At 43.5% G+C, this 24,203-nt stretch carries 22 protein-coding genes; 8 read left to right on the top strand and 14 right to left on the bottom strand.

The genetic code is table 11. The annotated features are described in order from the left end of the window. Positions 1-19 precede the first annotated feature (19 nt). A complete protein-coding gene (locus AHMF7605_RS24945) occupies positions 20-742 on the top strand; it encodes a hypothetical protein (RefSeq protein ID WP_106932679.1) in 723 nt (240 codons plus the stop codon). 623 nt (positions 743-1,365) lie between these two features. Here the strand turns inward: AHMF7605_RS24945 and AHMF7605_RS24940 are convergent. The 3 genes from AHMF7605_RS24940 to AHMF7605_RS29960 all read right to left on the bottom strand — a co-directional run bounded on the left by AHMF7605_RS24940 (position 1,366) and on the right by AHMF7605_RS29960 (position 3,534). Next, the gene (locus tag AHMF7605_RS24940) at positions 1,366-1,950 is read right to left on the bottom strand and encodes a hypothetical protein (RefSeq protein WP_146153669.1); all 585 of its coding nucleotides are present in this window, start codon (positions 1,948-1,950) and stop codon (positions 1,366-1,368) included. Between the two features lie 282 nt (positions 1,951-2,232). Beyond that, positions 2,233-3,285, bottom strand: a complete 1,053-nt coding sequence (locus AHMF7605_RS24935; protein ID WP_233219249.1) for a glycerophosphodiester phosphodiesterase — start codon at positions 3,283-3,285, stop codon at positions 2,233-2,235. A gap of 111 nt (positions 3,286-3,396) precedes the next feature. After that, positions 3,397-3,534, bottom strand: a complete 138-nt coding sequence (locus AHMF7605_RS29960; RefSeq protein ID WP_158267616.1) for a hypothetical protein — start codon at positions 3,532-3,534, stop codon at positions 3,397-3,399. 408 nt (positions 3,535-3,942) lie between these two features. Here AHMF7605_RS29960 and AHMF7605_RS24930 point away from each other — a divergent pair, with 408 nt between their 5' ends. Beyond that, a complete protein-coding gene (locus AHMF7605_RS24930; protein WP_106932676.1) occupies positions 3,943-5,073 on the top strand; it encodes a redoxin domain-containing protein in 1,131 nt (376 codons plus the stop codon). 390 nt (positions 5,074-5,463) lie between these two features. On the opposite strand, the gene AHMF7605_RS24925 is transcribed toward AHMF7605_RS24930, so the two are convergent. Further along, positions 5,464-7,554, bottom strand: coding sequence for a glycoside hydrolase family 127 protein (locus tag AHMF7605_RS24925; RefSeq protein ID WP_106932675.1), 2,091 nt, complete (start codon positions 7,552-7,554; stop codon positions 5,464-5,466). Positions 7,555-7,657: 103 nt separating this feature from the next. Here AHMF7605_RS24925 and AHMF7605_RS24920 point away from each other — a divergent pair, with 103 nt between their 5' ends. Further along, on the top strand, positions 7,658-8,647 hold the full coding sequence (locus AHMF7605_RS24920) for a GntR family transcriptional regulator (RefSeq protein ID WP_199200305.1): 990 nt from the start codon (positions 7,658-7,660) through the stop codon (positions 8,645-8,647). Positions 8,648-8,727: 80 nt separating this feature from the next. On the opposite strand, the gene AHMF7605_RS24915 is transcribed toward AHMF7605_RS24920, so the two are convergent. The 6 genes from AHMF7605_RS24915 to AHMF7605_RS24900 all read right to left on the bottom strand — a co-directional run bounded on the left by AHMF7605_RS24915 (position 8,728) and on the right by AHMF7605_RS24900 (position 15,800). Next, a complete protein-coding gene (locus AHMF7605_RS24915; protein WP_106932674.1) occupies positions 8,728-9,024 on the bottom strand; it encodes an integrase core domain-containing protein in 297 nt (98 codons plus the stop codon). Between the two features lie 243 nt (positions 9,025-9,267). Beyond that, a complete protein-coding gene (locus tag AHMF7605_RS29535; RefSeq protein WP_146153668.1) occupies positions 9,268-9,447 on the bottom strand; it encodes a hypothetical protein in 180 nt (59 codons plus the stop codon). 155 nt (positions 9,448-9,602) lie between these two features. Then, the gene (locus AHMF7605_RS24910) at positions 9,603-10,556 is read right to left on the bottom strand and encodes a sterol desaturase family protein (protein WP_106932673.1); all 954 of its coding nucleotides are present in this window, start codon (positions 10,554-10,556) and stop codon (positions 9,603-9,605) included. A 62-nt stretch (positions 10,557-10,618) separates the two neighbouring features. Continuing rightward, entirely contained in the window at positions 10,619-10,786 is a 168-nt protein-coding gene (locus AHMF7605_RS30275) for a hypothetical protein (RefSeq protein ID WP_199200304.1), read from the bottom strand. Positions 10,787-10,972: 186 nt separating this feature from the next. After that, a complete protein-coding gene (locus AHMF7605_RS24905) occupies positions 10,973-12,424 on the bottom strand; it encodes a RagB/SusD family nutrient uptake outer membrane protein (protein ID WP_106932672.1) in 1,452 nt (483 codons plus the stop codon). Between the two features lie 238 nt (positions 12,425-12,662). Continuing rightward, positions 12,663-15,800 carry a SusC/RagA family TonB-linked outer membrane protein gene (locus tag AHMF7605_RS24900; protein ID WP_106932671.1) on the bottom strand — a complete coding sequence of 1,046 codons (3,138 nt, stop codon included), beginning with the start codon at positions 15,798-15,800 and terminating at the stop codon, positions 12,663-12,665. A gap of 934 nt (positions 15,801-16,734) precedes the next feature. Between AHMF7605_RS24900 and AHMF7605_RS24895 the strand changes: the two genes are divergently transcribed. Both AHMF7605_RS24895 and AHMF7605_RS24890 read left to right on the top strand, forming a co-directional pair. Further along, positions 16,735-17,556: an alpha/beta fold hydrolase gene (locus AHMF7605_RS24895; RefSeq protein WP_106932670.1), complete on the top strand. Its 822-nt coding sequence runs from the start codon at positions 16,735-16,737 to the stop codon at positions 17,554-17,556. 114 nt (positions 17,557-17,670) lie between these two features. Then, entirely contained in the window at positions 17,671-18,216 is a 546-nt protein-coding gene (locus AHMF7605_RS24890) for an alpha/beta fold hydrolase (RefSeq protein ID WP_106932669.1), read from the top strand. Positions 18,217-18,487: 271 nt separating this feature from the next. Here AHMF7605_RS24890 and AHMF7605_RS24885 read toward each other — a convergent pair whose 3' ends face one another. The 3 genes from AHMF7605_RS24885 to AHMF7605_RS24875 all read right to left on the bottom strand — a co-directional run bounded on the left by AHMF7605_RS24885 (position 18,488) and on the right by AHMF7605_RS24875 (position 20,986). Next, a complete protein-coding gene (locus AHMF7605_RS24885) occupies positions 18,488-19,492 on the bottom strand; it encodes a helix-turn-helix domain-containing protein (RefSeq protein WP_106932668.1) in 1,005 nt (334 codons plus the stop codon). Further along, positions 19,493-19,999, bottom strand: coding sequence for a cupin domain-containing protein (locus tag AHMF7605_RS24880; RefSeq protein WP_106932667.1), 507 nt, complete (start codon positions 19,997-19,999; stop codon positions 19,493-19,495). A gap of 96 nt (positions 20,000-20,095) precedes the next feature. Further along, a complete protein-coding gene (locus tag AHMF7605_RS24875) occupies positions 20,096-20,986 on the bottom strand; it encodes an NmrA family NAD(P)-binding protein (RefSeq protein WP_106932666.1) in 891 nt (296 codons plus the stop codon). 954 nt (positions 20,987-21,940) lie between these two features. Between AHMF7605_RS24875 and AHMF7605_RS30860 the strand changes: the two genes are divergently transcribed. The 3 genes from AHMF7605_RS30860 to AHMF7605_RS24865 all read left to right on the top strand — a co-directional run bounded on the left by AHMF7605_RS30860 (position 21,941) and on the right by AHMF7605_RS24865 (position 22,881). Beyond that, positions 21,941-22,066 carry a hypothetical protein gene (locus AHMF7605_RS30860; RefSeq protein WP_262512367.1) on the top strand — a complete coding sequence of 42 codons (126 nt, stop codon included), beginning with the start codon at positions 21,941-21,943 and terminating at the stop codon, positions 22,064-22,066. Positions 22,067-22,241: 175 nt separating this feature from the next. Further along, positions 22,242-22,676 carry a DoxX family protein gene (locus tag AHMF7605_RS24870; RefSeq protein ID WP_106932665.1) on the top strand — a complete coding sequence of 145 codons (435 nt, stop codon included), beginning with the start codon at positions 22,242-22,244 and terminating at the stop codon, positions 22,674-22,676. Further along, positions 22,651-22,881: a DUF4287 domain-containing protein gene (locus AHMF7605_RS24865; RefSeq protein WP_106932664.1), complete on the top strand. Its 231-nt coding sequence runs from the start codon at positions 22,651-22,653 to the stop codon at positions 22,879-22,881. The genes AHMF7605_RS24870 and AHMF7605_RS24865 overlap by 26 nt, the downstream gene beginning before the upstream one ends. A 137-nt stretch (positions 22,882-23,018) precedes the next feature. On the opposite strand, the gene AHMF7605_RS24860 is transcribed toward AHMF7605_RS24865, so the two are convergent. After that, positions 23,019-24,086 (bottom strand): hypothetical protein, encoded by a 1,068-nt coding sequence (locus AHMF7605_RS24860; RefSeq protein ID WP_106932663.1) that lies wholly within the window; start codon positions 24,084-24,086, stop codon positions 23,019-23,021. Positions 24,087-24,203 lie beyond the last annotated feature (117 nt).

Genomic DNA, 24,203 nt, shown 5'->3' with positions numbered 1-24,203 from the left:
ACTTTTAAACCCAATAACTATGAGAAAAAGCTTCATCTTATGGCTCTTTTTTGCTTTCAGTATTTACCTTACTTATAATCCGGTTACCGGCTTAGGGTTTGTCCTCGGGCAAAAAGAAACTAAAATTCTGGATTTAAAAATATTCGAAGGATCGTACCAAATGTTGGGCAATCAAAATGCTTTTATTAAAATTAGCGCCTACGGCGATCAATTAACGTTGAAAGAATCGTGGAGCAATAACGAAATTAGTTTTAAGCAAAAAACCGAACTCAGCTTTGTAGCCGTTGATCATCCGGACTTTACACTCGATTTTACCCGTGACCAAAATGGCGCAATTACGCAGGTAGTGGCTTTTAAAAGAGATGTTTGGATAAAGGTTAAACCACAGGCGACTTCTGCTAAGCTAAGCCCCGTCGAAACCAAAAAATTAATGAACGCTTACCAAATTATTTTTACCGCTTTCGAAGAAGCCATTAATTCTAACGCCGACGAAAAAATACAGGGTTTCTTAAAAACGCACATGGACGAATCGGCTCTAGCCGCACTTACCAGCGAAAATCTAATTATGCGGGCCAAAGAATTGTATCAGAATACGGGTGGTATAGAAAGAGTAACCCAGACTCCCATCGACCCCTTAACCGGCACCGCCACCTTTAAAGACAAAAAACAAGGCAATCTTTTCCAGATGAGCTTTTCCTTAAACTCGGCGGGTAAAATAATGAATTTCGGTATGAAAGAGTAAAGGCGCTTCTACAATAAAAACCTAAGTAAACTAGTAGAATTCAGGTAGTAACCGGAGAAAGCAACCTTACTCCGGTTGCTTTATGCTCTTAAAAAGTAAACTCAATTTTTAAACAAACTACCAATGAATAATCCGGACTATAATCTCTAACGGAAATTCTACCAAGTTCTCAAATGAATTAATTCGATTCTTTAGCTAATGTTATCCTTCTACTAAATATAGTAAATAGAACCTTCTACTAAACAGAAATGAATAACCTTTATTTAATTATTTACTACTGTTCCTGCTACCAAGCAGTAGCTAAGAAAAGTTGACAGCAGTTTGGCTAGGGAGGGCCTTCTAAGGTTCCGGTGCGGAGCATTCCGACGCAGGAGGAAAGGAAACTTAGACCAGCCCGGAAGAGCCAAACGAGGTCCGCCACCCACGAGGCAAATAGGGTACTTATCCATCGAGATAGCACCTATACCCGTAGACTTGAAAAGGCTCCGCGGAACAAACCGTCTAAATTAAAAATAATACGTCCTTTAAATTCAGTTCAATTTTAATGTTATTCGAACTACCCATCTACTTTAACGCTTTCAGCTTAAAAAATACTTAATTAAGAAGTTTTGAAAGCTCAACCTTTAAAAACCATAAGGCGAAGCAGGATTATACCAACTGTTCTGGTAGGTATTACCATTAGAATACCGTAAACCACCCGATATAGAAAAATTGTCACTTACTTTATAATGAGCCCGGAACATCATGCCATTGGTTCCGCCGGGCATATACCTGTTAACCGGAGTCGGCATCGTATTTTTCGATAAATCCCGCCAAACGCTGCCGGTAAAACGCAAACGATCCGTCACCCTGTAGTTGCCGCCAGCATGTAAAATCAAATGCTGGTTCCGCAAAGGCGTGAAAGTAGCCGTTGTATTTTCTCTGCCTAACCAATTATAGCCCATGCCATAAGTAGAAATCAGGTTTAAACTGGCAAAACCACTAAACCGTTTGGTTATCGGAATTGATACACTGGGTTCCAGGTAAGTAGCCGAGCCCCATCCCGGAGAAAATTGAGCTCCCGCCGACATACTGTACGAAATCTTACGAACCGGTTTACCTGCCGGTGCATGGGTAGTACTACCGGAATCGGGCTTCGTTATAGTTGTTTCCAGAGTGGGTGGCGTGCTGTTTAATTCAGTTTGTGCATCATGGGCAGTTTGAGCCATAGTGCTCCCGCTTAAACTTAAAAATATTACCCAAAAACTTATGTATTTTAACTTCATTCCGTTTACCATTTCAAGATACCTTCTAATTTGTACCCAGGTTAAATATACGCAACCCATATTTTAATTGCTACTTCCTTAACGTTATATTTAACGGAATAGTGCTGGCCCATTTAGTAGTCAAAGGTGGGAGTAGGAAATTGTATAAAATTAGAATCGCCGTTCAGGTTAGCTTGAATCCTTTGTAGCCTAAATTTCTAATTTTTTAATTTTCGAAGCACTTGCTCACTTGGCAGAAATCATATTTAAGAGTAATTCGGGTTCGTTGGTGGTAATAAAATCTACGTTTTCTTTCAGAAAATCTTCCAGCATAGTTTTCTCATTCACCGTCCAGACGTTAATGGTGAGTTTATTTTGTTTGGCTTCTTTAATCCAGGTAGGATTTTTTTGTAAAACCTTAAAATGGTAATCCAGGCCGTAGAAATTTGCTTGGGCTAATTCAGCAGGGTTTTTGTCGCCGTTTAAGTACGCTACTTTGGCATACGGCGCCAGCTTCATAACTTCGGTACAAACGTCGTAATCAAAGCTGATGTAATCTACCCAAGCCTGGGCGTGTAAATCTTCTACCATTTTTACAATTTTTCTGGTGGCCGCCAAGGAATTTTCTTTACCTGTTTCCGAAGCTTTAATTTCTAAAATAAGCTTGGTTTTAGTTTGCTGCATGCCGGCCCGCAAATAATCCTGCAGGGTTGGAAATGTTTCGCCGTGCGCTAATTTTATAGTTTTTAATGCATTAGAAGAGCTTTTTGCAATCGAGAGGCCTTGAATTTCCGGGTCGTGGTTTACGTACAGCACCGAGTCAGAAGACATCCGGACATCAAATTCACTGCCTTCGCAACCCATTGCCACGGCATGATTTAAAGAAGCCACCGAATTTTCGGCTACCCCGGTGTTTTTCCAGGCGCCGCGGTGCGCTACTACTTTATTTTTTATAAACTCGTCCTTTACAATCCGGAAAGTAGGCTGGTATTCGCCGGCGTTGGTTTTAACTTTTAGTGCTACTTCCAGGGGATTTTTACTGTTATTTAGCTTTTCTTTCCGGATAGAAAGTTGGTAATCCTTACTTATTTTAAAAGCCTCGGCTTGTTCGCCGGCTAAGCTAATACTTTGAATTTTGGTATCCTTTCCGGCCCGTAATTTAATTGTACCTACTACCAACCGGTCTTTCGAGTAAGAATAATTAGTTAAATAAATGGGAGCAAAAAGATGGGTTTGACCAAAGCTGGGTTGCAAGAAATACGTCATCCAGAAAAAACTTAAACAAAATATTTTTTTCATTATTCAGAATAGTATACGGGTGATAAATGTAAAGGAAAAAGGAAGTTAAAGTTTAAAAAAGATAAGCACACTTGCTAATAGAAAAATGTCCTTATCCGGAAAATTTGATCATTAAAAACTATAGCGAACGTCTAACCAAATTTGGTAAGCATTTCCGGATAAAGTAACAACTCCGGCATTCGCGTTAACATTGTAGTTTATTACCGCCCGGCTGCCATTAAAATCGCAGCAGAATTTTTCGAGGGTCATGCCATCTATGGTAAAAAAGCAAGCATATCAATCGAAAGGAGAGAAAAAATTTCGGCCTGGTTTAAAAATTATTTCGAGCCGAAATTAGAACCACACTATTATCTAAATATTAGCCCTGGATTAAGAAAAGGTTACTAAAAGCTTATTTTAATAACAAGGGAACAATATTGAAAATGTAATAAAATACTGTTGGTGCGAGCGAGCCATGCTCACGTTATACCAACTTTTAGCAGAAGAACTTTTTCACAAATGGCTCTTTACTTAGCTTATTTCGTTTTCAAAGTACTAATTTTAAAAGTCATAAAATTTTATAAGCCAGATTTAGAAAATAATCTTTAGAAAATGGTAAATTCCGTTCCGTGTACCTAATTATCTAAGAGTTTTCCTTATTCATCCGGATAAAGTATTATGAAAACACTCCTTCTTTCCCGCATTTTAAAAAATTTTCTCTTTGCTTTTATTCTGCTGCTGGCAACTATCCGCAGTTTAGCCGACGATCCTAAAACTCTGGAAATTGGCGCTTCGGCTCCCGACTTTAGTTTGCCGGGAGTGGATGGAAAAACGTACTCGCTTAAAAGCTTTGCCAACGCTAAAATTCTGACGATAATCTTTACCTGCAACCATTGCCCCACGGCCCAAGCCTACGAAGACCGCATGAAAGCATTGGTTACTGATTACAAAAACAAAGGGGTGGCGGTAGTGGCCGTTTCGCCCAACTACCCTCAAGCGGTATCTTTAGATGAAATGGGCTACACCGATTTAGGCGATAGCTTTGAAGAAATGAAAATTCGGGCGAAGGACAAAGGATATAACTTCCCGTATTTATTTGACGGCGAAACCGAAATTATGTCGAAAGCTTACGGACCTATGGCAACGCCGCACGTTTTTGTGTTCGACCAACAACGCAAGCTGCGCTATACCGGCCGCTTAGACGCTGCGGAGAAACCCGGCTCAGCTAATGCCGAAGATACCCGTAGTGCCTTGGATGCCTTGCTGGCCGGAAAACCCGTGGCCGTAGCAAAAACCAAAACCTTTGGCTGTTCTATAAAATGGCAGGAAAAAAGCGACTGGGCGAAAAAAGCCCCACTCGTGTGGGCCAAGGAACCCGTAGATTTAATGGTAATTGAAGAAGCCGATTTAAAAGCTTTGTTAAAAAATGATACCGATAAAGTACGCCTGGTAAATGTTTGGGCAACCTGGTGCGGACCCTGCGTAGTAGAAATGCCCGAATTTATTAACATGAACCGCATGTACCGCAACCGCGAGTTTGAGTTTATCACCATTAGCGCCGACAAACCCGATAAAAAAGACAAAGCCCTGGCTATTTTGAAAAAAATGCAGGCTTCCAACAAAAATTACATCTGGCACTCCGAAGATACGTACAAATTAATTGAAGCCATTGACCCGCAATGGCAGGGAGCTCTGCCCTACACCCTCTTAATTGAACCCGGCGGCAAAGTAGCTTACCGCACCCAAGGCTCTATTGTACCCCTGGAAATGAAAAAAATGATTGTGAGTAAGATCGGCCGGTATTATTAAATGTTAGAAGGCGCTTTTACCGGTAGTATCGTTTTTTACATTTTATCTCCTCAGGTAAGTATTCTCTATTAAATGGTTGTTTTTTTTTGAATTAGTTGTCCCTGTTGCGACTTGATCTCGAAGTAGGTGAAACGGTAAGGAATCGATCGGGTGAAGTAAATACGTGGTCATAAAACCAATGGTATAAATGAATTTATAACTAAACCACAACCAGATTACCGTAAAACATACAGGCTGCAGGTTGAAAAACTAAACGTACTCAAAGGCTCTCGTAACAAGAGCCTTTTTCTTTAATAAGCATAGTATGTATTCCATTTTTCATTTGCCCGGCACCAAACAAAATATTTTACTTGCCAGGCTTTGGAGATGGGCAAAAAACCGGTTCCCTCATCAGCGGTCAAGCTTTAGCCAAACTTTGTACCCCCTTCCTTCGCGGTTACCGGCCGCATAGTAGGGGATTGCCGTCAAACTGGATTCTTCGCCCTTATTATTTAACTTACTTGTAATCACGTTAACCCCGTTCAGCATGCCTTTTCGGTACTGCATTTTCAAAGAATCAGCTGTATTAACTTGAAGCACTTCCAGATTAGTATTATCAACTCCTTCCAGGCAGTAGATGATCGGACCCGAGGCAATGGCAACCATACTTTGTAAATCTTTCACTTGTTTATTAGCCATTATCAGGCGGGGTTGTAGGGGTAAGTCCAGCATTACTTGATCTCCCTTTTTCCATTTTCTCTGAATTACCGCATAGCCATTCTCCAGGACTATTTTCTGCACTTTGCCATTAACCCGCAGGGTATACTGCGGATTAAGATCGGAATGGTACAAGTCATAGGGATTTTCTTTCCCGCGAGCCCAGCCGGGTATGCGTACATACAAAGTAAAGGCAGTAGAATTTTCCGGACTTACGGTCAAGGTAATTTTTCCGTTCCAAGGATAATTGGTTTCTTGTTTAATGGCAACTTGCTTACTTCCGGTTAGTTTAATTTGTGCCTCGCTCCCGATAAATAGATTGACATATAATTGGTCGCCAGCAGAAGCATAGATATAGTCAGGTAAGGACGACACCATTTTTAAAAACATGGGTGGGCAGCACGGGCAAGAGTGCCAATTCCAGCGAGCATGATTAGCTGCATTTAGCGGGTTCTGGTAGGTGTATTTGTTACCCGCCAGCGAGATACCGGTAAGCACATTATTGTATAATACTCGTTCAAATTCATCCATATATTTGGCGTTGCCCGTCAGCTCATTCATTCTCTGGCTAAAGAAGCCGGCACCCACCGCTGCGCAAGTTTCCAAGTAGGCATCCGTCGGCAGAAAATAATCCGGCCCAAATTTCTCATCATTGTGAATAGCACCGACACCTCCGGTCACAAACATCCGGCGCCCCACCATGTTATCCCAGAGGTTTTCTGCCGTTTGTACGTATTCCGGAGCGTGGCTTTCTAGGGCTACGGCGGTAATACCCGTAGCGAGCAAGGTAGCTCTGACCGCGTGGCCTTCAATGGTTTTCTGCTGGAATACGGGTATCGAATCTTGGGCATAATCGCCCCAACTAGGCCGGGCATTACTGGCTATCGAGCCATTTTTATATTTTTGTTCTTTAATCCATTTCTCGGACTTATCATTGCCCCAGGTAAGCCACAAGGGATAACCCGCATGCTTGCCGCGGTTTTCAATCCAGAATTGGGCTAAGCGGTAGTAAGCAGTTTGGTTTACCGGAACGGTTAGTTTTTTCTTTAACTCCGGTTCTTCTTTATATAACCAATATAATTTCATCATTGCTTCTTCGGGACCAGAGTGGGCCGGAACAATATTGCGTTTGGGCACTGGCCCCATTAAATCGCTCATGTAATTGGCAAAGCGGGTAGCCACTGTCAGCAGTTTTGTCTTACCGGTAGCTTTGTAATAGTGTACACCTGCCTCGATGAGCATTCCGCCGTTGTACACGTCGTGCTGCCAGCGTAAAAAGCCCCCATTGTCTCCCCAGCGATGAGTTGGTTCCATTAGATCCGTATAAGTGTTAATATAACCGTTAGGATCTGCCTGCTGCGCCGCGTAAATCCGATCAATATAATTATCCAGCCTAGCTTGTAGGGCCGGATCCGGATACTGACCAACTAAGTCTCCAATACCCCTTATTGTTTCATAAATCAAGCCATCAAACCAAGGTAATCCAGCATGCTGACCCGTTCCTTTCTTACCGGCCGCAACTTGGTCAAAATTCCCGAACACATTGTTATTTTTTCTTTCCTCTGCGGTAGCAAGGTGTTTTCCTTCAAATTTATCTAAAATATCATTCGCGGTAGTTGTTCGCCAAAGCTCCAGCTTGGGACTCCAGAAGGGGTCATTTATTTTTACCTGGTGGACCGGCGAAAGCTGTACCGCAGGCTTTTCGCTTAAACTTTGCTCTTTATTAGAACAGGCAAAAAAGATGAACCCTAGGACAATGACGAGAAAGGAACTGTATCTTTTCATGCGGGAACGGTTTAAGGTTCAAATGTAAAGATATTTTCCGACTGGTACGAACTAGTACGATTTTTTATTTTATTATGTATTTATAAATTTATCTTTGTTTTGAATGCTACTCAAGGTGAAAGAAAACAAGTCCAAATACAAGCTAGTGGTAAGCCACGTTACGGATAAAATTCAGTCGGAAGAATACAGCAACGGCGACCGAATTCCTTCCATCAATGAATTTAGAAGTAAGTATAATTTGTCGCGGGATACGGTTTTTGCCGGTTTACGGGAATTAGTTGCCAAAGGAATTATTTCTGCCAGTCAAGGCGTAGGCTATTTTGTTACGAGCACCAACGTTTCCGCCAGCCATCATATATTTTTGTTGTTTAACGAGTTTAATGAATTTAAGGAAGACTTGTTTAACTCGTTTATGGCGGCGGCAGGAAGTTCGGTTACCGTAGACCTTTACTTTCACAATTATAACCGGCAGGTTTTTGACACTCTATTGAGTGAGGCCAAAAACAAATACACGGATTATATTATTATGTCCGGCAAATTTCAGGGCATTGAGCCGTTGTTACAATCCCTGGGAGGCCGCGTGTTTTTGCTGGACCATTTCCATCCGGAGTTGACGGGAAAGTACTCCGCGGTTTTTCAGAATTTTGAAAAGGACACCTATGAGGCTCTTATTGCTGGTTATGACCTAATTAAAAAATACAAACGCCTGCTTATGGTACAGAAAGAAGAGAAAGAGCCGGTGGAGAGGTACACCGGACTCCAGGCTTTTTGCCAAAAATACCAGTTAAATCATGACTTTCTATCGGAGATAACGACCAGGAAAATTAAGAAAGGCGATTTATTTATTGTGGTGCGGGATAGGGATTTGGTGGAGATACTCAAGCAGGCTAATGCGCAACAATTAAATTCCGGCCAAGATTTTGGCATTATATCTTATAACGATACCCCGCTCAAGGAGATACTAGCCGGCGGAATCACCACTCTCTCTACTGATTTTAAACTAATGGGAAAAACCATGGCACAGCTCATTCATACCAAAGCAATATGCACCGTAGAAAATCCCTGGAAGCTCAACATCCGCAAATCGCTTTAAGTGTTATAGGTTAAAAAAATACTCCTTCTCGATTACCAATAATTTTAAATTATGGTAAACTCCTGAAGTAGCTTTACAGGTTAAACGGTTAAAATTATATTTAATTCCTCGATTAACTGCTCTTGGTTGACAGGAGTTTTTCTTGCTTGTTTTTGCCAGCGCTTTTTCAGTAGACCTTCCCGGAAGTGGGCCTGAGCGGAAGTTAAGTAATCACAGGAAGCAGGAGGACGAAGCTGATTATAGGCGTGAACGGACTTGGTGCTAGCTGACTTGGCCAAGTCAAAGGAGATAAAAGACTGGCCGTTAAATTCTTCTTGGAGAATGTCGTTTATTCTTTCTGCTAAAGCATTTTCTCCCGGCTCTCCCTGGTTGGGCATACGGATCTCATTGGAACAAAGTAACTCAATATAATCTTGGCAGTACTGGATACCCCCATGCGAATGATGAATTAATCCTTCTTTTCCCTTGGGTAAAACTGCTTTTCAGCTACCGAGACCAAAGTTTCTAAAGCCGTATTCTGCGGCTTTACTTGCGCTTCGGCTTCTTGTAATTGCGCTTTAACTGTTCAACGGTTGTCTGGGAAAGTGCCATCAGAAAAGATGATTTAGGTCGATAATATCTTAACAGCCGCGTTTTAAAGTACCAGCAATTCCATTTTTGTAAACGGATGCCGAAACGTCATGCTGTTGAACAGATTGCTGAAGGGAAAGCATGCCGGAGCGAATTTCTTCGACTAGTATCCTTTTCTCTTTAGACGAATAAACTTCTTTCACGTTTCTTTTACATTCCCTTTTGTTCATAGCTTTATACTTGTGGTGTAAAGCTATTGCAGGAGTTTACCCTCTTTTTAAAACGAAAATTAAAAGACAACTATCGCCCACGCCGAAGCTGCCTTTTAATTTCTAAACGAACACTTAAACTGTTATGATAATTAACTTAACGGAAGACATTCCACTTAAATAACACTTACGTTAAGTTCTACTGGTACTGGTTTTAACGCGGGTGCGGGTGCGGATTCCGGTGCGTTTTGGGTTATTACCGGCACATCTTCGGCCACGATAGGCCCGTTATGCGCTAGTTCGCTGCCTTCTTTTTTCGACTTTAAAACCGGCCATAATAACTGGGCGTACCATTCTTCCTGCTGGTAGCTTTTAATGCCGTACGTTTTCGGGTATTGCCGGCTGATAAAACCGGTACCAAAAATAATGTCCCAGATGAAGAACATGTTGCCGAAGTTGCCTTTGTAATAACCCACGCCATCGTCGGTGGTGTCGGCGTGGTGCGCGTGGTGGGTAGCCGGCGTGGAAATTAACCGTTCCAGAACCCAGGCTACCGGGTGCAGCCATTTGTAGGTGTAAAAAGGCTTATCCCAAGGAATGCTGGAGTGCGCCGCGGTGGTAATTAAAGCTTTTATGCCTTTCACAAAAAGCGCGGGATAACCCAGGCCTAAATACACCAGCACGGTAGTCAGGTAAGTTTGCGAAAAGAAAATGGTGTAGATAATATTCTGGCGGCTGGCCATGGACATGCCCATGTACGGCGCGGAGTGGTGCGTGCGGTGAAAGCGCCACAGCCACGGAACTTCGTGGTGCAAGCGGTGGTACCAATACTGCGTAAGATCATCATAAATGGCAATAATCAGGGCGCCCCACACAAACGGAATCCACGCGAAGGCATTTTTGGAAGCGGGTAAGATATACGGTAAAAAGGTGAGGCCAAAGTAGGCGACTAAGGGTTTTATCACCAGCTTGGGTAAGGTATAGCAAGCCAGATCCAGGGCAATTTCGTTTTTGTTCCAGTGTTTTTTGTAGAGGCCCAGCGAAAATTCTACCACGCCTAAAGCCAGCACCAGCACCGGTAAACCCCAGCCGTTTAAATTTTTAAAAATATTCTCGATAATAATAATCATGGTGATTCGGTTTGAAGGTTAAAATTTAAATTTTGCGGTGTAATTATCAATTGTAAGTGCCGTTAGCGTTGGTACACTACCCGCGGCTTGTTATGTACTTTTTTTAACCAGGGTTTTTCGCCGGTGATGTAAAAGGTGAGCAGCATTAAAAGAACGGGTAAGGTGTAAATAAACAGACTTAAAAAAGCGTTGCGGATAATCCGGTCCGCGATGGATTTTTGCATTTTCATGAGCGTGTTTTTAAAATTTTTAAAATTTACTTATTTCAGAAATGCTTGTAGCAGCCACAGGCCACCGTACAGAATGGTGAAAGGAATGATAATGAGCAGAATACCCACGGCTATTTTTTTGCCGAGTAAAAGAATGTCGCTAAAGGTCATGGTATATTTTTTATTTAAAGGTTAGCCGCTTTTGGTTTAGTAGCCCGGGTTTTGGGGCCGTAAATTCGGGTTCGCGTCGAGTTCGCGTTGGGGAATGGGCAGTAGGTAATGGCGTTCTTCGGCGTTGGGTTTACCCGCGGCGTGGAGTTGGTCTACCATGCGCCGGGTGCGCAGTAAGTCGAACCAACGGTGATCTTCGTACACAAACTCGAGGCGCCGCTCCAGGTAAACGGAATCGCGAAACTGGGCTTGCGACAAAGCCGGGGTTAAATCGGGTAAGCCGGCCCGTTGCCGTACTTTGTTCACCGCTTGGTAAGCTTCCGCCGTTGGTCCGGCTTGCTCGTTCAAAGCTTCGGCGTGCATCAACAATACATCCGAAAAACGGATGACCGGAAAGTTAATGCCGGATTCGCTGGGCCGGTTAATTACCGATTTATCAAAATACTTTCCGAAATGCGGTTTAAAGGTATACGTCTGCCCGTTGGCCGGACTCACAAACGAGGTATAAAACGTTACGTCGCGGCGCTTATCAATTGATCGGTATAGTTCGTACAAACCGGGCTGCGGAATATCGGCTTCGTTGCCCAGTAAACCCGGTACAATGCTGGTATTGGGCGCCGACAAAATTCCCATGTTATTGGCGTTGCCGTTGCTGTTACTTTTGTACTGAATGGAGAAAATATGCTCCGGTCCGTTTTTGGTAGGTACGTTAAATACATCGGCAAAATTGGGGAACAAGCTGTAGCCAAATTTCGGGTCTTGTACTTCCTGGGCTTTATCGGCGGCTTTTTGCCATTCCTGGCGGGTTAAGTACACCTTAGCCAGTAAACTTTTTACCGCACCCTGGGTTACGCGCCCCACATCGTTGCCAGAATAGCTAAGTGGTAAAACGCCATCCACTTCGGCTTCAGTTAAGTCTTTTAAAATCTGAGCATATACTTCCTCTACCGGGGTGCGTTTTACCAGAAAGTCGGTGTCTATAGAAGAAGTACCGGTTAAAATTAGCGGCACATCGCCCCACAGACGCACCAGGTTAAAGTACAGCAAAGCCCGGATAAACTTGGTTTCGGCTATTAGCCGGTTGCGTAGGTTTTCGTCGAAAGAAGCTTTGGCAATGTTGTCGATGGCTACATTGGCGCGGTTAATGGCGGCGTAATGTTGACGCCAGGTTTTTTCGATGCGGTCGTTAGTTGGGGCAAAGGTTACGGCTCCCATGGCCAGCACATTTTGGTTCGTAGCGCCCGCACCCGCGTTGGCATCGTCCGAGATCAAATCGGTGGTTAAGTGCAACTGGCGTTGGTACAAGCCAAATTCGGTGGCATTGCCCACATCGTGGCTCAGGTGGCTGTAAACCGCGGTAACGGCCGCCACCGCATCATCTTTAGTTTGATAAAAATCAGCAGATTGAATAAAGGGAGGATTTTCTTCCAGGTCGTCGCACGATGCCAGACTGCCCAGTATTAATATAGATAAGAGTGTTTTTTTCATAAGGATTTACTAAAAATTTACAAAATATCTCGGTTCTGAAGCGCTTTTAGCTGGCGCGAGCTTTAGGCTTATTATTTATTGGATGTTCTCTGTCCAATTAATTTTACTGGTTCTATTAAGAGGACTTTCTGTTCGCCCGGCCCGAGGCCTACCTGATGGTAGACACGAGCGAGGACGCTCGCGCCAGCATGGGGTCAGCTTCAATAGCTTCGGAATTTTATTTCTTCTGGTTTATAGACTAAAAAGAGATTTGCAGACCGGCAGTGTAAGTTTTGAAATTAGGATAATTGCCGTAGTCGATGCCGGAGTAAAGCGTGCTTTGTTCGTTGCGGCTTACTTCCGGGTCGTACCCCGAGTATTTGGTGAAGGTGTACAGGTTCTGGCCGGAAACGTAAACCCGCAGTTTCTTTAAATGTACTTTTTGCAGTAAACTGGCCGGTAAATTATAGCCGAAAACCAGGTTCTTCACCCGCAAATACGAGCCATCTTCGATGAACCGGTTCGATAACCACAAGGCCGATACTTCTACGGCTCTCGGTACCTCGTTGCTGGGGTTCGTGGGGGTCCAGCGGTTCAGTAAATCCGTAGATACTTGCTGGAAGCCGGTAGGCGTTTCGAGCTCTACCTTGTTAAAATTTAAAATACTATTGCCGTATACCCCTTGCAGCAACAGCGTTAAGTCGAAGTTTTTGTAGCTGAAGCTGTTGGTAATGCCACCTAAAAATTTCGGTTGCGCCTGCCCGATCACTACGCGGTCGCCATCCTGAGTAATTCTGCCGTCGCCATTTTGGTCTACGAAGCGGCGGTCGCCGGGCTTGGTGTTCTTCGCGTCCACGGTAGGTAAGCTGACAATATCATCGGCAGTCTGAAATATACCGTTGGTTTGGTAACCGTAAAACTGCCCAATGGGCTCGCCTACCCGCACAATGGTGGGTTTGTTAATATTCCGTTCGCTGCCGCCTTCCGGGTAAAAATAATTTAAGCCACCCAGATCCAGTACTTTATTGCGGTTCAACGAGAAGTTAACCGAGGTATTCCAGGAAAAAGCACCGGTGGTATTTTGCGTATTCAGTAAGAATTCCAAACCTTTGTTTTCCACGGTACCCACGTTTTGCAGCGCGGTGTAAAAACCGGACGTTTCGGAAACGGGACGGTCGAGGAGCAAATCTTTGGTTTTCTTGTAATACGCATCCACGGTAAAGGTAATGCGGTCGTTGAAAAAGCCTAAATCCAGGCCGCCATCGTACTGCAGAGTAGTTTCCCAACCTAAATTCGGGTTCGCAATCCGGCTGGGCGCAAACCCGGTAGCCAAGGCATTGCCAAAAATGTAATTGTAAGGGTCGAGTTGCGCCAGCGATTGGTACTGCCCGATCTGCTGATTACCCGTAGCGCCAATGCTGGTTCTTACTTTTAAATTACTGATTACCTGAATATCCTTTATAAAACCTTCTTCACTCACATTCCAGGCCACGGCCGCCGAGGGGAAAAATCCCCATTTGTTATTCGCGCCGAAACGGGAAGAACCATCGGCCCGAGCGGTTAAGGTGAACAAATATTTCTGGTGTAACGAATAGTTTAGGCGGCCCAGATAAGAACGCAAAGTCCAGTCGGATTTAGAGATTCCCGGAATGGAGGAAACGGTGGCGGCATTTAAACCGGTGTACCCTAAATCATCGTTGGGCAAGGATTGCGCTTTCGCCACCGAACCTTCGCTGCTGGCTTGCTGGAAAGTATAGCCCAATACCGCGTCCAAAGCGTGAATGCCGTTTAGTACTTTATTATAGTGCAGGGTATTCTCGTTCAGCCAATTTGTAACAAACTGCGAACCTACCGCGCCGATGCCTTGGGTTTGCGCCCCGGTGTAGGTATTGCGCGGATAGTAATTGTTCTGCTTGCTCGAAATAATATCGGTACCTAAGGTTACTTTGGCCGTTAATCCTTCGGCAATTCTGTACTCGCCGTAAAAGTTAGCCAAGGCCCGGTTTACAATCGATTGATTGGTCACGTATTTTAAAGTAGCGACCGGATTTCCTAAACTGCCGTAAGGGCTTTGCAAAGTATAATCGTTGGTATTGGGGTCGATTAAAGGCACGGTGGACGCCATGGTTAAGACGTACCGAACGGCGTTGCCTTCGGCAATATTGGAAGTAACCCGGCTCCCGGTAAGGCTGGCGCCCACTTTTAGTTTAGGGCTAACTTGCTGATCGAGGTTAATGCGAGTAGAATACCGTTTAAAGCCGCTGTTTAGTAAAATGCCTTCCTGGTTAAAGTAATTGCCCGCAATGGCGTAACGGGTTTTCGCGTCGCCGCCCGTTATGGTCAATTGGTGGTTCTGCACGGGAGCGGTCCGGAAAGCTTCTTTTTGCCAATTGGTGCCTTGGCCCAGGTTCGCAATTTGCTCGGGCGTGTACAAAGCCGGTTTACCGGAGTTTACCAAAGCATCGTTTTTAAACTGGGCCCATTGCGGCGCGTTTAACACGGGTAAGGTGCGGGTAATTTCCTGGGTTCCGGCGTAGGTTTCGTAAGAAATTAAATTTTCGCCAATTTTGCCGCGCTTGGTAGTAATTAAAACCACCCCGTTGGCTCCCCGGGAGCCGTAAATAGCCGTAGCCGAAGCATCTTTCAATACTTCAATGGATTCAATGTCGTTGGGGTTAATGGTAGATAAAGCGTTAATGCTGGCCCCGCTCAAAGCTCCGGCGCTAATTTCCCGGTTGTCGTTGTAAATGGGAAAACCATCGATCACGTACAAAGGCTCGTTGCCGCCGTTAATGGAGTTGCCTCCCCGAATGCGGATGGTAGCCGAAGTGCCTGGCTGACCGGAAGACTGCGTTACCTGAATACCGGGCGTGCCGCCCTGCAAAGCTTTTTCAAAAGAACTGGCCGGGGTTTGTTTCAAGGTTACGTTCAGGTTGGCGATAGAAGCCACTGCCCCGGTTAAATCACTTTTCTTCTGGGTACCGTAGCCCACAATGACTACTTCATCCAGCGCTTTGGCATCTTCGTCCAGCGCAATTTTTAAATTGGTTTGTCCGTTTACCGTTACTTCTTTGGTTAAATACCCAATAAAAGAAATGACCAAAACGCCGTTGGTAGAAGGCAAACTTAAGTTAAATAATCCTTCCGGGTTAGTGGTAGTACCAATGGTGCTGCCTTTAAAAAGTACGGTTACGCCCGGTAGTGGTTCGCCTTTGGCCGAGATGATGGTACCGCTTAGGTTTACCGGATTTTCTTTGTCGGTAGTAGTGCGGAAAGCTGATGGCGTGTGGAGAAAAGTAAGCGGTAAATGCGGAGAAGTTAGGGCCGCGTAAGCGGGTGTTTTCTGCAAATACAGAAATAGCAGTAATTTACTACTCGTTAGTAGTAATTTTTTCATGATTTTTTTAATTTTGGGTTACACAATGATTACCATGCTTTCCCGGTCTAAGCCTGTTCCAGAGGCAACCTGACTGGGGAAGCATTTTTTTTAAAATCTGGTTAGCCTAACGCTAAGTTAAAGACCAGCCAGGCAGCAAGAACAACACCCAGGAGTGGGGCGTTTTGCCAATATAAACCGGAAGGTTTCGGGTAGAAAAGTAGAATTAGTTTGGATAGGAATGGTTAGCACATGCTACTACAGGGGCAACTCATAATATAAGAATCATGCGCGCACTTGCAGGCAAAGCGCTTGGCAAAGAACAAATTAGCTTCGGTTACAGCAACAATCGAGTAAGAGGGTGAGTAGATTAGCTTCATAATTTTATTATGTCTATAGAATTAATAGACAAATAAAGGGATTTAAATCCATTCATTCCAAATATTTTAATAATTAATTTAAAATAAAATCATAATGCTCTGTAAGCGAATCAATTACAATATAGTAAACAACAAATAATCTCTACACTTTTTTAGAGCAAAAAATAAAAATTGTTATTGTTTGCACATAAAATTTAAGTCAATTTGGTGAAATTAAGGAATAAGGTGCCGCGTTTACCAATCGACTTATAAGTAAGGACATGCAAGTTAAAGTCAATTTAATCCCCGGAAAACGGTCTTATTTTGTTATTAGCTGTTGTCAACTCAAATTTAAGGCTGGACATTTTAACTAGCCCTATCCGTATTTGTCGTATTTCACCCTATCCTTGTCGCAAACACCTAGCCCACAGCTGGCAAAGGTTTCCGAAATTTGTATTGTAACAATAGGCCAGATTAAATGAACAACCCAAATATAACTTTTCTGTCGGTTGGCACCAGTAAATGGGAACTGGCATCCTGTCAAACGCACCCAAAATAAGAGTAAAACCTTTTAACTACCACAAATAAATACCGTTATGAACCAGAATCCAAAACCGGCGGAAAGCGGCTATGCAGCCGTAAATGGCCTACAAATGTATTATGAGGTTTATGGTCAAGGCAAGCCCCTTGTCCTGCTGCACGGCTCTTTTATGACTATTCCCCTGAACTGGAAAGCTATTATCCCCTTGTTGGCCAAAAACCGGAAAGTAATTGCACCGGAGATGCAGGGCCACGGCCGCACCCGGGATATACCTCGGGAGTTTAGTTACGAAGCCATGGCCGACGATGTATCCGGTCTGCTGCAACACCTCCAAATAGATCAGGCGGACATTTTAGGGTATAGCATGGGCGGTGGAGTAGCCTTTCAGATGGGGGTGCGCCATCCGGAGCAGGTACGCCGGTTGGTGGTGGTGTCCGCTCCTTATGCGCACAACGGGTGGTGGCCCGATACCGAGGCTAGTTTTGCTACCTTCACCCCAGATATGTTCCACGACACTCCGATACGAGCCGAGTACGATAAATTTGGGAATGATCCGGCCCATTTCCCGGAATTCGTGAAAAAGGTAGTCAGTATTGATCTGAAGCCATATAATTGGTTTAGCGAGGTAAAAACCATTAAAGCTCCGATTTTCCTGGCCATGGGCGATGCCGACGGGGTCCGCTATGAGCATGCTCTGGAACTATTCCGGGCCAAAGGTGGGGGAAAACAGGGGGATTTACACGGGCTGCCCCCATCCCGACTGGCTATATTACCGGGAACAACGCATATCGGCATGATCCAGCGGACTGACTGGCTGATACCAATGATCACCGATTTCCTGGATTCCGACCTAAAGTCAACCCCACCTACGTTTTAACATACTACTTAGCCCTCTATTTTGTAAAACAAAAACCAATAAAATGCGAAAGCTAAAATGACAAATGCCGCTAGCACCTGCTGGCTTTAGGACCAATAATAAGCGATTTTCAAGATGACCCAGCAGGTACTATTTATACAAGGCGGCGGGGATGCAGGCTACGAAGAAGATGCCCAGTTAGTGGCTTCTTTACAAACAGAATTAGGAGCTGTTTACCAAGTGCATTATCCTCGCCTGCCTTCTGATAAAGCCTTGCCGGATTTCGGTTGGCTCCAGCAGATCAGCGATGAAATAACTGGCATCAGGGGCAACGTTATTTTGGTGGGACACTCTTTGGGTGCTTCTATGCTGTTAAAATTTTTGTCGGAAAAGCAGGTCAAAAAAAAGATTACTGGGATTTTTCTTCTCTCTACCCCTTTTTGGAGCGGGGATGAAAAGTGGATGGAGGGTTTAACGCTCAAAGAAGATTTTGCCCATAAACTGCCCGGGAATGTTCCCCTGTTTTTTTACCATTGCCGCGACGATGAAGTGGTTTCATTCGAGAATCTGGCGCTTTACGGGCAAAAGTTGCCGCATGCGGCACTACGTCCAATAAATAGCGGCGGGCATCAGCTTAACAATAACTTGTTCCTGGTAGCAACTGATATAAAGTCGTTATAAAACGTTATACCACTAATAGCTAAGAAAACAATTAAACGAACAGGGTAAAATGGGGTTTAATGCGCGGAATAAGTCTTGCTTCGCGACTGGTCATAACACATTCCAAATCTCCCCCTTTTCTTAACCAAAATTGTTAATTTTCCTTCTCCTACCTATTCTTCAACCTTATTTCTAATTGACCAAACAAGTTTTAGAAGTTGTTTTCTGTTCTATAAGGCAACTTCTTTTTTTCCGATGTTTTTTAAGACTAATTTCCCAGCTTAATTCAGAACTAGATAGACAAACGGGAAAGGTTTGCTTCATTCCTATAAGTGTACTTCTTGGGATTTACTCCATATTGCCGGGCAAATACTCTACTAAAATGGCTCAGGTTGGAAAAGCCTAACTGGTACCCTACTTCACTAACCGCATTTCCTTGTTTTAACCTGTTTGACGCCTCTTCCATCCGGGCTTTTTGATAATAGTTGTAGATGCTGTCGCCAAATACCTGTTTAAAGAGGTCGGTCATCTTACTTTGGCTGAGCCCGGCTTGCTCCGCCAGTTCGGCTAAGCGGGGAGTTTGGCTCAGATTAAGTAGAACCTGTTTTTTCACCGTAAAAATCTTCTCTACGTCTGCTTTATGGATGGAGCTATGGCGCACTGTATCCCTTTGTAAAAGCCGGCGAAAGACAAAATAGATCAGTTCTTCCACTTTAATTTTTTGGTAAAAGAAACTTAGCTCATTCTGCTCTTGGTCATCGGTCAAGTGTTTAAGCGTTTTCTCGACTTCTGGCGTAATGCTTTCATAAAAAAGAAAAGCGCTGGCCTTCTCTAAAATAGTTTTAACAACACTGTTCGGATTTTGAATACGGAGCATTTGCTGAAGCGGCAAGCGGGAGATAGAAATAACCGTGAAATAAATTTCCTTATTACGGGGCAATAGCATCTCTGAATCCAGATTGGGCGAAGTAATGCGAATGGCAAATTCATTCGGCTTAGTGGCTGCTGCTTCCTTTATTCCGGTTAAGGGACTATCCGCTTCCTGATTGATATTAAATAATATATTAACAGAATCAGTAGGTTGCGCGGGCGAAATGCGTTTTACTATTAAATCTTCCTTTAACTTATAGCGGTGCTGAATGAGGGATAGGTATTCGGTTAACCGCGCTTTTTTAATAAAACCAGCCCCCAGGAAGTCCGGAATTTGTAAGGCATTATTTTGAACGGGCACCTGAAGATTCTCCGCAAAGGCTCTTAAAAAATCGAATTCGGGGGTGGCGGTAAACTCAAAAACCATTTACATTAAGTTATTTTCGGTGGAAGATCGCAGTTTGTCTGGCGCATGTACTACGTGCATACCTATTTTTGGGAATAAGGCCCATACTTCCTTCATCTTGTTACTATACGAAAAACCTTTGGGGGGAACTGTAAAAGCCTCTGCCGGGGTACCTCCCGTTATAATGGTTTGTTCAAAGCCCGCGGGAGTATACATATTCAGAATAGTGGCTTGCTCACTTTTCACTTTAAAAGCGTGCACCGTACCCCGGGGAATCCAGACAAAGGAGCCGGCTTTGGCAAGGAGAATTTCGTCGTTAGCCATATACGTGATTTCACCGTCCACTAGGAAGAAAGCTTCGTCTTGGTCGTGACGATGCGGCCCCGGCCCCGAGGCCTGGTTGCAAAGCTGCCACATGAGTGAGAAATTATTATCGGTATCTTTACCCTCCGCTAAAATAACCCAAAGCGTATCTACCATCCAATAAGCCTTTTTTTCCTGAATATTGGTTACATGTGGCTTGCTCATAACTTGTTTTATTTAATTGTTGTTTTAATTCTTAAGACAGTAAGTAAGTTTCCTTCAATCAATTAGTGCTTTAATTGATTGAAGGAAAGAATAAATTTAGACCATAGCAGAAAGTATAGCAGAAGGGGAAGTCCAGTGGATGCCGGTATACCGGTCGTTAGCCAGATCAACGGCTTTGGCGCTGAACATACTTAACAAATACTGCATTTGCTGCCATTGCGGGTACAGTTCCTTTTCTCCTTCCGGGTGCTCTGCCCTATTCTGGCGAATAGAAGCAGTCAGCTCTGCCCGACTACCCAGCCGTTTTATGGTAAAATTCCGGTTTAAGGTTTTTTCTGCCAGTTCCTTCAGTTCCGTGGGAGTAATCCGGAAGCTAGCGATAACTAATTTTTCCGGGGCAGCCTCGTCCAGGGCTGCTGCGGCCGTAAATTCCGCGGTGTTATCCATCGTGGTGAAATCAATCGGCCAGTTGGCATCCTCCCAATAACCAATGCTGTTATTTTGCAAATCTAACAAAGGAGTATTATAAGTTAGAATGTCGGTAAAGGCCCCGTTAAAAATAGAGGTGGCCGCAATACTTGCTTTGTCCAGGTGAAGATGAAACTGGCGCCGCAAATCAAAATTCCGGTTATCTCCGGCGGGTATTGTAGTGAAATCAGACGAAAAATCAGACGGAATAAAACGCGGCACCCCGGCAGAAACTGCGGCATTCAGTAGTAATAGCTGCGCCTCTACAATCACGTCTTCTAAACCTTGTAAAGCGGAAATGACACAAGTAATCTCTTGTAGGGCTTGTTGTAATGGTTCGGTATCCGTCATGTCCAGCTTAATAACCGAAACTCCCTGATTTTCCCAAATTTTGATTTTCTCTTGGTCGGTTGTTGGTCTCACCAGTACCCTTACTTCCGCACCCCTGGCAAGCAGCGCTTTTACGATTCTGCCGCCTAAATTTCCGGTTGCTCCGGCCACTAACACTATCTTTTTCATCTTATTGTTCTTTTCTGTTATTATTCTTGAACCTTGGTTGCTTTTTCTATTTAGAAATACAACAAGCCAAAGGTCACATTTAATATCCAGCTAAAATAACCCATAATGCGCTAATAATAGTCCCATCCACCAATCGCTATTATTGTTTACAAGGTTAATGTCTGTTAAACTAGCCCAGCTGTTCTTACTTGGAGAAAGGCAGAGGCAGAAGAAAATTTAAGAAGGCTAAGTCCAGTGGTATTTTAAATACCTTGTTTGGTAAAAATGAACGATACCTTATTACTACCACGTTCCGAAAAGCTCGGATTTATTTTCCAGAATTTAGCCCGTCCTCCTGCTTCGATAGCCAGAACCGTTCACTTCCTCGCAGAAAAGTTTGTGCTCGCATTATACCGTCTTTATTACCCAACAACTCAGCAAATACTTGTTTCCAGTGTCTGGAACCTACGGTCACCTAGTTTTAATGGCTCGGTTCGAACGTAAACGAAGCTGCTAGGTAAGCAAGGAAAGCTGCTGCGTTTCTCCCCTCCTATACAGTTGACTTGGTCTAATAAGCACCTTCTTGTGCAATAAGGCAAATTCCTCAAACTAATTGGTTCATCTATTTCCAGAATAGGCAGAGTAAAAGAAATGTAACCTTTTGTCGCAAGTAGCCCAGTATTTTATCGCCAGTACTAATATCAAGCGGAGATAACAAGCTAAACCACGAACCGCTGCTAAAGTTTTTATGAAAAGCAAGCGTAAAATCGATAATTCAATTCTGGAGCTTTGATTACATTTTGGAGCCATACTAAGCGGAAAAGCTGCTTTTTATTCTCCTGCATAAGGTTAGGGGTACCAATGGTAAAGAATAAGCCGTATCAGTAATGAGCATTAGCCAAGAATAATCCACAGCAGTTTGGCGGTGGAGGGCCTTCTAAGGTTTCGGTGGCGCCGTAAGAGACATTCCGCGAAATGAGGAAAGGAAGCTTAGACCGGCCCGAAAGAGCCAAACGGGGTCCGCCGGCCTTTGAGGCAAACTGGTTACGGCTCAAAGAAGATAGCACCAATGATGGAAATGGGAACCAGCTCCAACGATAAACTGCTACTATTACTTTCCCCAATACATCTTATAAGTTTCAAGCTGGTATAAGTGCTAAATAAAATAATTCCAGAACATTAAATTTGTCGCAAATGCCCCTTTTAAAGTCGTCATTATCCCTCCTAAAAGTTTCGTTTATTTCTTTTCTTTGTAAAAACCAAATACGTATTAATTATGAAAACTGCTAAAACCACCAAGATTATTTATTGGACCACAACTAGCATAATTTTTTTGTTTGAAGGCGTTCTGCCGGCCTTTACTTCTCATACTGACCTGGCGGTAGAAGGAATCCGCCATTTAGGTTACCCCGACTACTTTCGAGTAATGTTAACGGTTTTTAAAGTAGCTGGCGCTTTAGCCTTAATACTACCCTTCGTCCGGGGACGATTTAAGGAGTGGGCATACGCTGGTTTTGGCATCACCATCCTCTCGGCTTTTATTAGTCATGGAGTAGTAGACGGCTTGAATGGGCAAACATTTTTTCCCCTGTTCATTTTTGTTATTCTTAGTATCTCTTATCTTTCCTATCATAAACTTAGTAAGTTCCCCCATTCCAATCATCAACCTTTAAAGCACCCTGATTATGTCGTTTCAAGCTTACCTTACTAACATTAAAACAAAGACGGGCAAAGAACCAGAAGACTTTAAAGTAATAGCCGAGCAAAAAGGATTTACGCAGAATGGAAAACTAAAACCAGAGAAAAAAGCCGGAGAAATTGTTCAGTGGCTGAAAGAAGATTTTGAACTGGGACATGGGCACGCCATGGCCATCTATGCTTTACTTAAAGGCGCAAAAACGGAAGCAAGTGAATAACCAACAAAGTAATAAAAAACCTACCGCTAACGAGTAAAGTAAAAACCCAATTTGGGCAAAACCATAAACTTCCTTAACCCTCTTTCTCTTTGAAGGTTAAGGAAGTTTATCTTAAATCAGATTAGGTTTAATTAACCTTATTTCTTAATCTTGCCGAAAGTATAATGCAGGGTCATCATGAGTCCGGAAAGACTCGGAGAGCGCATTTCCAGATTGAGTTTTTTGGCATAACTCAAGCCCGCGCCCGCTGTAAACCACATGACGGAAGGATACTGTACTCCCCCGTGAATAAACGGTTGAATTTTAGATTTCCCAAAATAGGTTCCTCCTAAAACTGTTACCAGGTAGGTATTGCCCGTATACTTCCTGCCCGCTTCGGTAAAATTATGCCGATACTGGTCGAGCTGCAGGATACCGTAGCGGTTATAGAATTTCTTGGGTAAGGCAACTTTTATCCCGACACCGATGGAAGGAATATAATTTTGAAAGCCAAATACTTTAAGAAAACCCGGGATGAGGATCGGATTATAACCCGGTTGTTGGTCGACGGCTTGAACATGTTGGATGGTTTCTCCTTGGCAGGTATAATAACTGGTTAACACTTGCAGTAAAGCGGTTTTGGTATAGCTTAAGCCCGGAGAAATATGTAAGGTGGAACAATCATTGAGCAGTAATTGCAATTGATTGATATATTGGTTCACGGAGGCCGTATACCACTTTCCATTTCTAAAAGTAGAATATTTATACCGGATCAATTCGGTAAATTCAGAACCTTTCCGGAGGAAATAGCGGGGGTTTTGGTCCTGATCCAGGAGCAGATAAAGGGAAACCCGATTCCCTTTTACCACTTCGTTCAGGAAAAAAGCGCCGGAAATGGTTCGGGCAACTTTATTCGAATTCTCGCCTATCCCGTCTAAATAAAAACTAATTTGAATGAAGTGAGCAGAATACCATTCGTTTTTAGCGGGTATAAAAAAGGATTCTACTTCGCTGGCGGGATAAGTTTGAACAGGAGTATTTAAAGACATTTTAAATTCAATTTCTTTTGGACTAATGCTCCAATCATAAAAATGGAGGAATCCATTTACTGTATCCCCGGGTGCTTTTACCAGCTTAGCCGGAACGAAAGTAGATTGAGCTTGCCCATTCTGGTAAAAGAAGAAGGAAATAAAAGTAAAAACGATAGAATAGCAAATTTGCTTCATGAGGGATTTATTAGACCATAAATCAGGATTCGTTTACCTCCCGTATCCGGTATAATATATCCACACAAATATATTACCAATGTTTAATATACCTCCTTATAACTACCTTCCTTATAG

The sequence above is a fragment of the Adhaeribacter arboris genome, from assembly GCF_003023845.1.
GTDB classification, from domain to species: domain Bacteria; phylum Bacteroidota; class Bacteroidia; order Cytophagales; family Hymenobacteraceae; genus Adhaeribacter; species Adhaeribacter arboris.
The sequence above is the reverse complement of the archived record's forward strand: the minus strand, read 5'-3'. Positions and strand labels throughout refer to the sequence as shown.

What these genes read in the sequence shown, in the direction of transcription:
- AHMF7605_RS24945 (WP_106932679.1), top strand. Translation starts at nt 20, where the DNA reads ATGAGAAAAAGCTTCATCTTATGGCTCTTTTTTGCTTTCAGTATTTAC.
- AHMF7605_RS24940 (WP_146153669.1), bottom strand. Translation starts at nt 1,950, where the DNA reads ATGGCTCAAACTGCCCATGATGCACAAACTGAATTAAACAGCACGCCA.
- AHMF7605_RS24935 (WP_233219249.1), bottom strand. Translation starts at nt 3,285, where the DNA reads ATGAAAAAAATATTTTGTTTAAGTTTTTTCTGGATGACGTATTTCTTG.
- AHMF7605_RS29960 (WP_158267616.1), bottom strand. Translation starts at nt 3,534, where the DNA reads ATGACCCTCGAAAAATTCTGCTGCGATTTTAATGGCAGCCGGGCGGTA.
- AHMF7605_RS24930 (WP_106932676.1), top strand. Translation starts at nt 3,943, where the DNA reads ATGAAAACACTCCTTCTTTCCCGCATTTTAAAAAATTTTCTCTTTGCT.
- AHMF7605_RS24925 (WP_106932675.1), bottom strand. Translation starts at nt 7,554, where the DNA reads ATGAAAAGATACAGTTCCTTTCTCGTCATTGTCCTAGGGTTCATCTTT.
- AHMF7605_RS24920 (WP_199200305.1), top strand. Translation starts at nt 7,658, where the DNA reads ATGCTACTCAAGGTGAAAGAAAACAAGTCCAAATACAAGCTAGTGGTA.
- AHMF7605_RS24915 (WP_106932674.1), bottom strand. Translation starts at nt 9,024, where the DNA reads ATGCCCAACCAGGGAGAGCCGGGAGAAAATGCTTTAGCAGAAAGAATA.
- AHMF7605_RS29535 (WP_146153668.1), bottom strand. Translation starts at nt 9,447, where the DNA reads ATGAACAAAAGGGAATGTAAAAGAAACGTGAAAGAAGTTTATTCGTCT.
- AHMF7605_RS24910 (WP_106932673.1), bottom strand. Translation starts at nt 10,556, where the DNA reads ATGATTATTATTATCGAGAATATTTTTAAAAATTTAAACGGCTGGGGT.
- AHMF7605_RS30275 (WP_199200304.1), bottom strand. Translation starts at nt 10,786, where the DNA reads ATGAAAATGCAAAAATCCATCGCGGACCGGATTATCCGCAACGCTTTT.
- AHMF7605_RS24905 (WP_106932672.1), bottom strand. Translation starts at nt 12,424, where the DNA reads ATGAAAAAAACACTCTTATCTATATTAATACTGGGCAGTCTGGCATCG.
- AHMF7605_RS24900 (WP_106932671.1), bottom strand. Translation starts at nt 15,800, where the DNA reads ATGAAAAAATTACTACTAACGAGTAGTAAATTACTGCTATTTCTGTAT.
- AHMF7605_RS24895 (WP_106932670.1), top strand. Translation starts at nt 16,735, where the DNA reads ATGAACCAGAATCCAAAACCGGCGGAAAGCGGCTATGCAGCCGTAAAT.
- AHMF7605_RS24890 (WP_106932669.1), top strand. Translation starts at nt 17,671, where the DNA reads ATGACCCAGCAGGTACTATTTATACAAGGCGGCGGGGATGCAGGCTAC.
- AHMF7605_RS24885 (WP_106932668.1), bottom strand. Translation starts at nt 19,492, where the DNA reads ATGGTTTTTGAGTTTACCGCCACCCCCGAATTCGATTTTTTAAGAGCC.
- AHMF7605_RS24880 (WP_106932667.1), bottom strand. Translation starts at nt 19,999, where the DNA reads ATGAGCAAGCCACATGTAACCAATATTCAGGAAAAAAAGGCTTATTGG.
- AHMF7605_RS24875 (WP_106932666.1), bottom strand. Translation starts at nt 20,986, where the DNA reads ATGAAAAAGATAGTGTTAGTGGCCGGAGCAACCGGAAATTTAGGCGGC.
- AHMF7605_RS30860 (WP_262512367.1), top strand. Translation starts at nt 21,941, where the DNA reads ATGAGGAAAGGAAGCTTAGACCGGCCCGAAAGAGCCAAACGGGGTCCG.
- AHMF7605_RS24870 (WP_106932665.1), top strand. Translation starts at nt 22,242, where the DNA reads ATGAAAACTGCTAAAACCACCAAGATTATTTATTGGACCACAACTAGC.
- AHMF7605_RS24865 (WP_106932664.1), top strand. Translation starts at nt 22,651, where the DNA reads ATGTCGTTTCAAGCTTACCTTACTAACATTAAAACAAAGACGGGCAAA.
- AHMF7605_RS24860 (WP_106932663.1), bottom strand. Translation starts at nt 24,086, where the DNA reads ATGAAGCAAATTTGCTATTCTATCGTTTTTACTTTTATTTCCTTCTTC.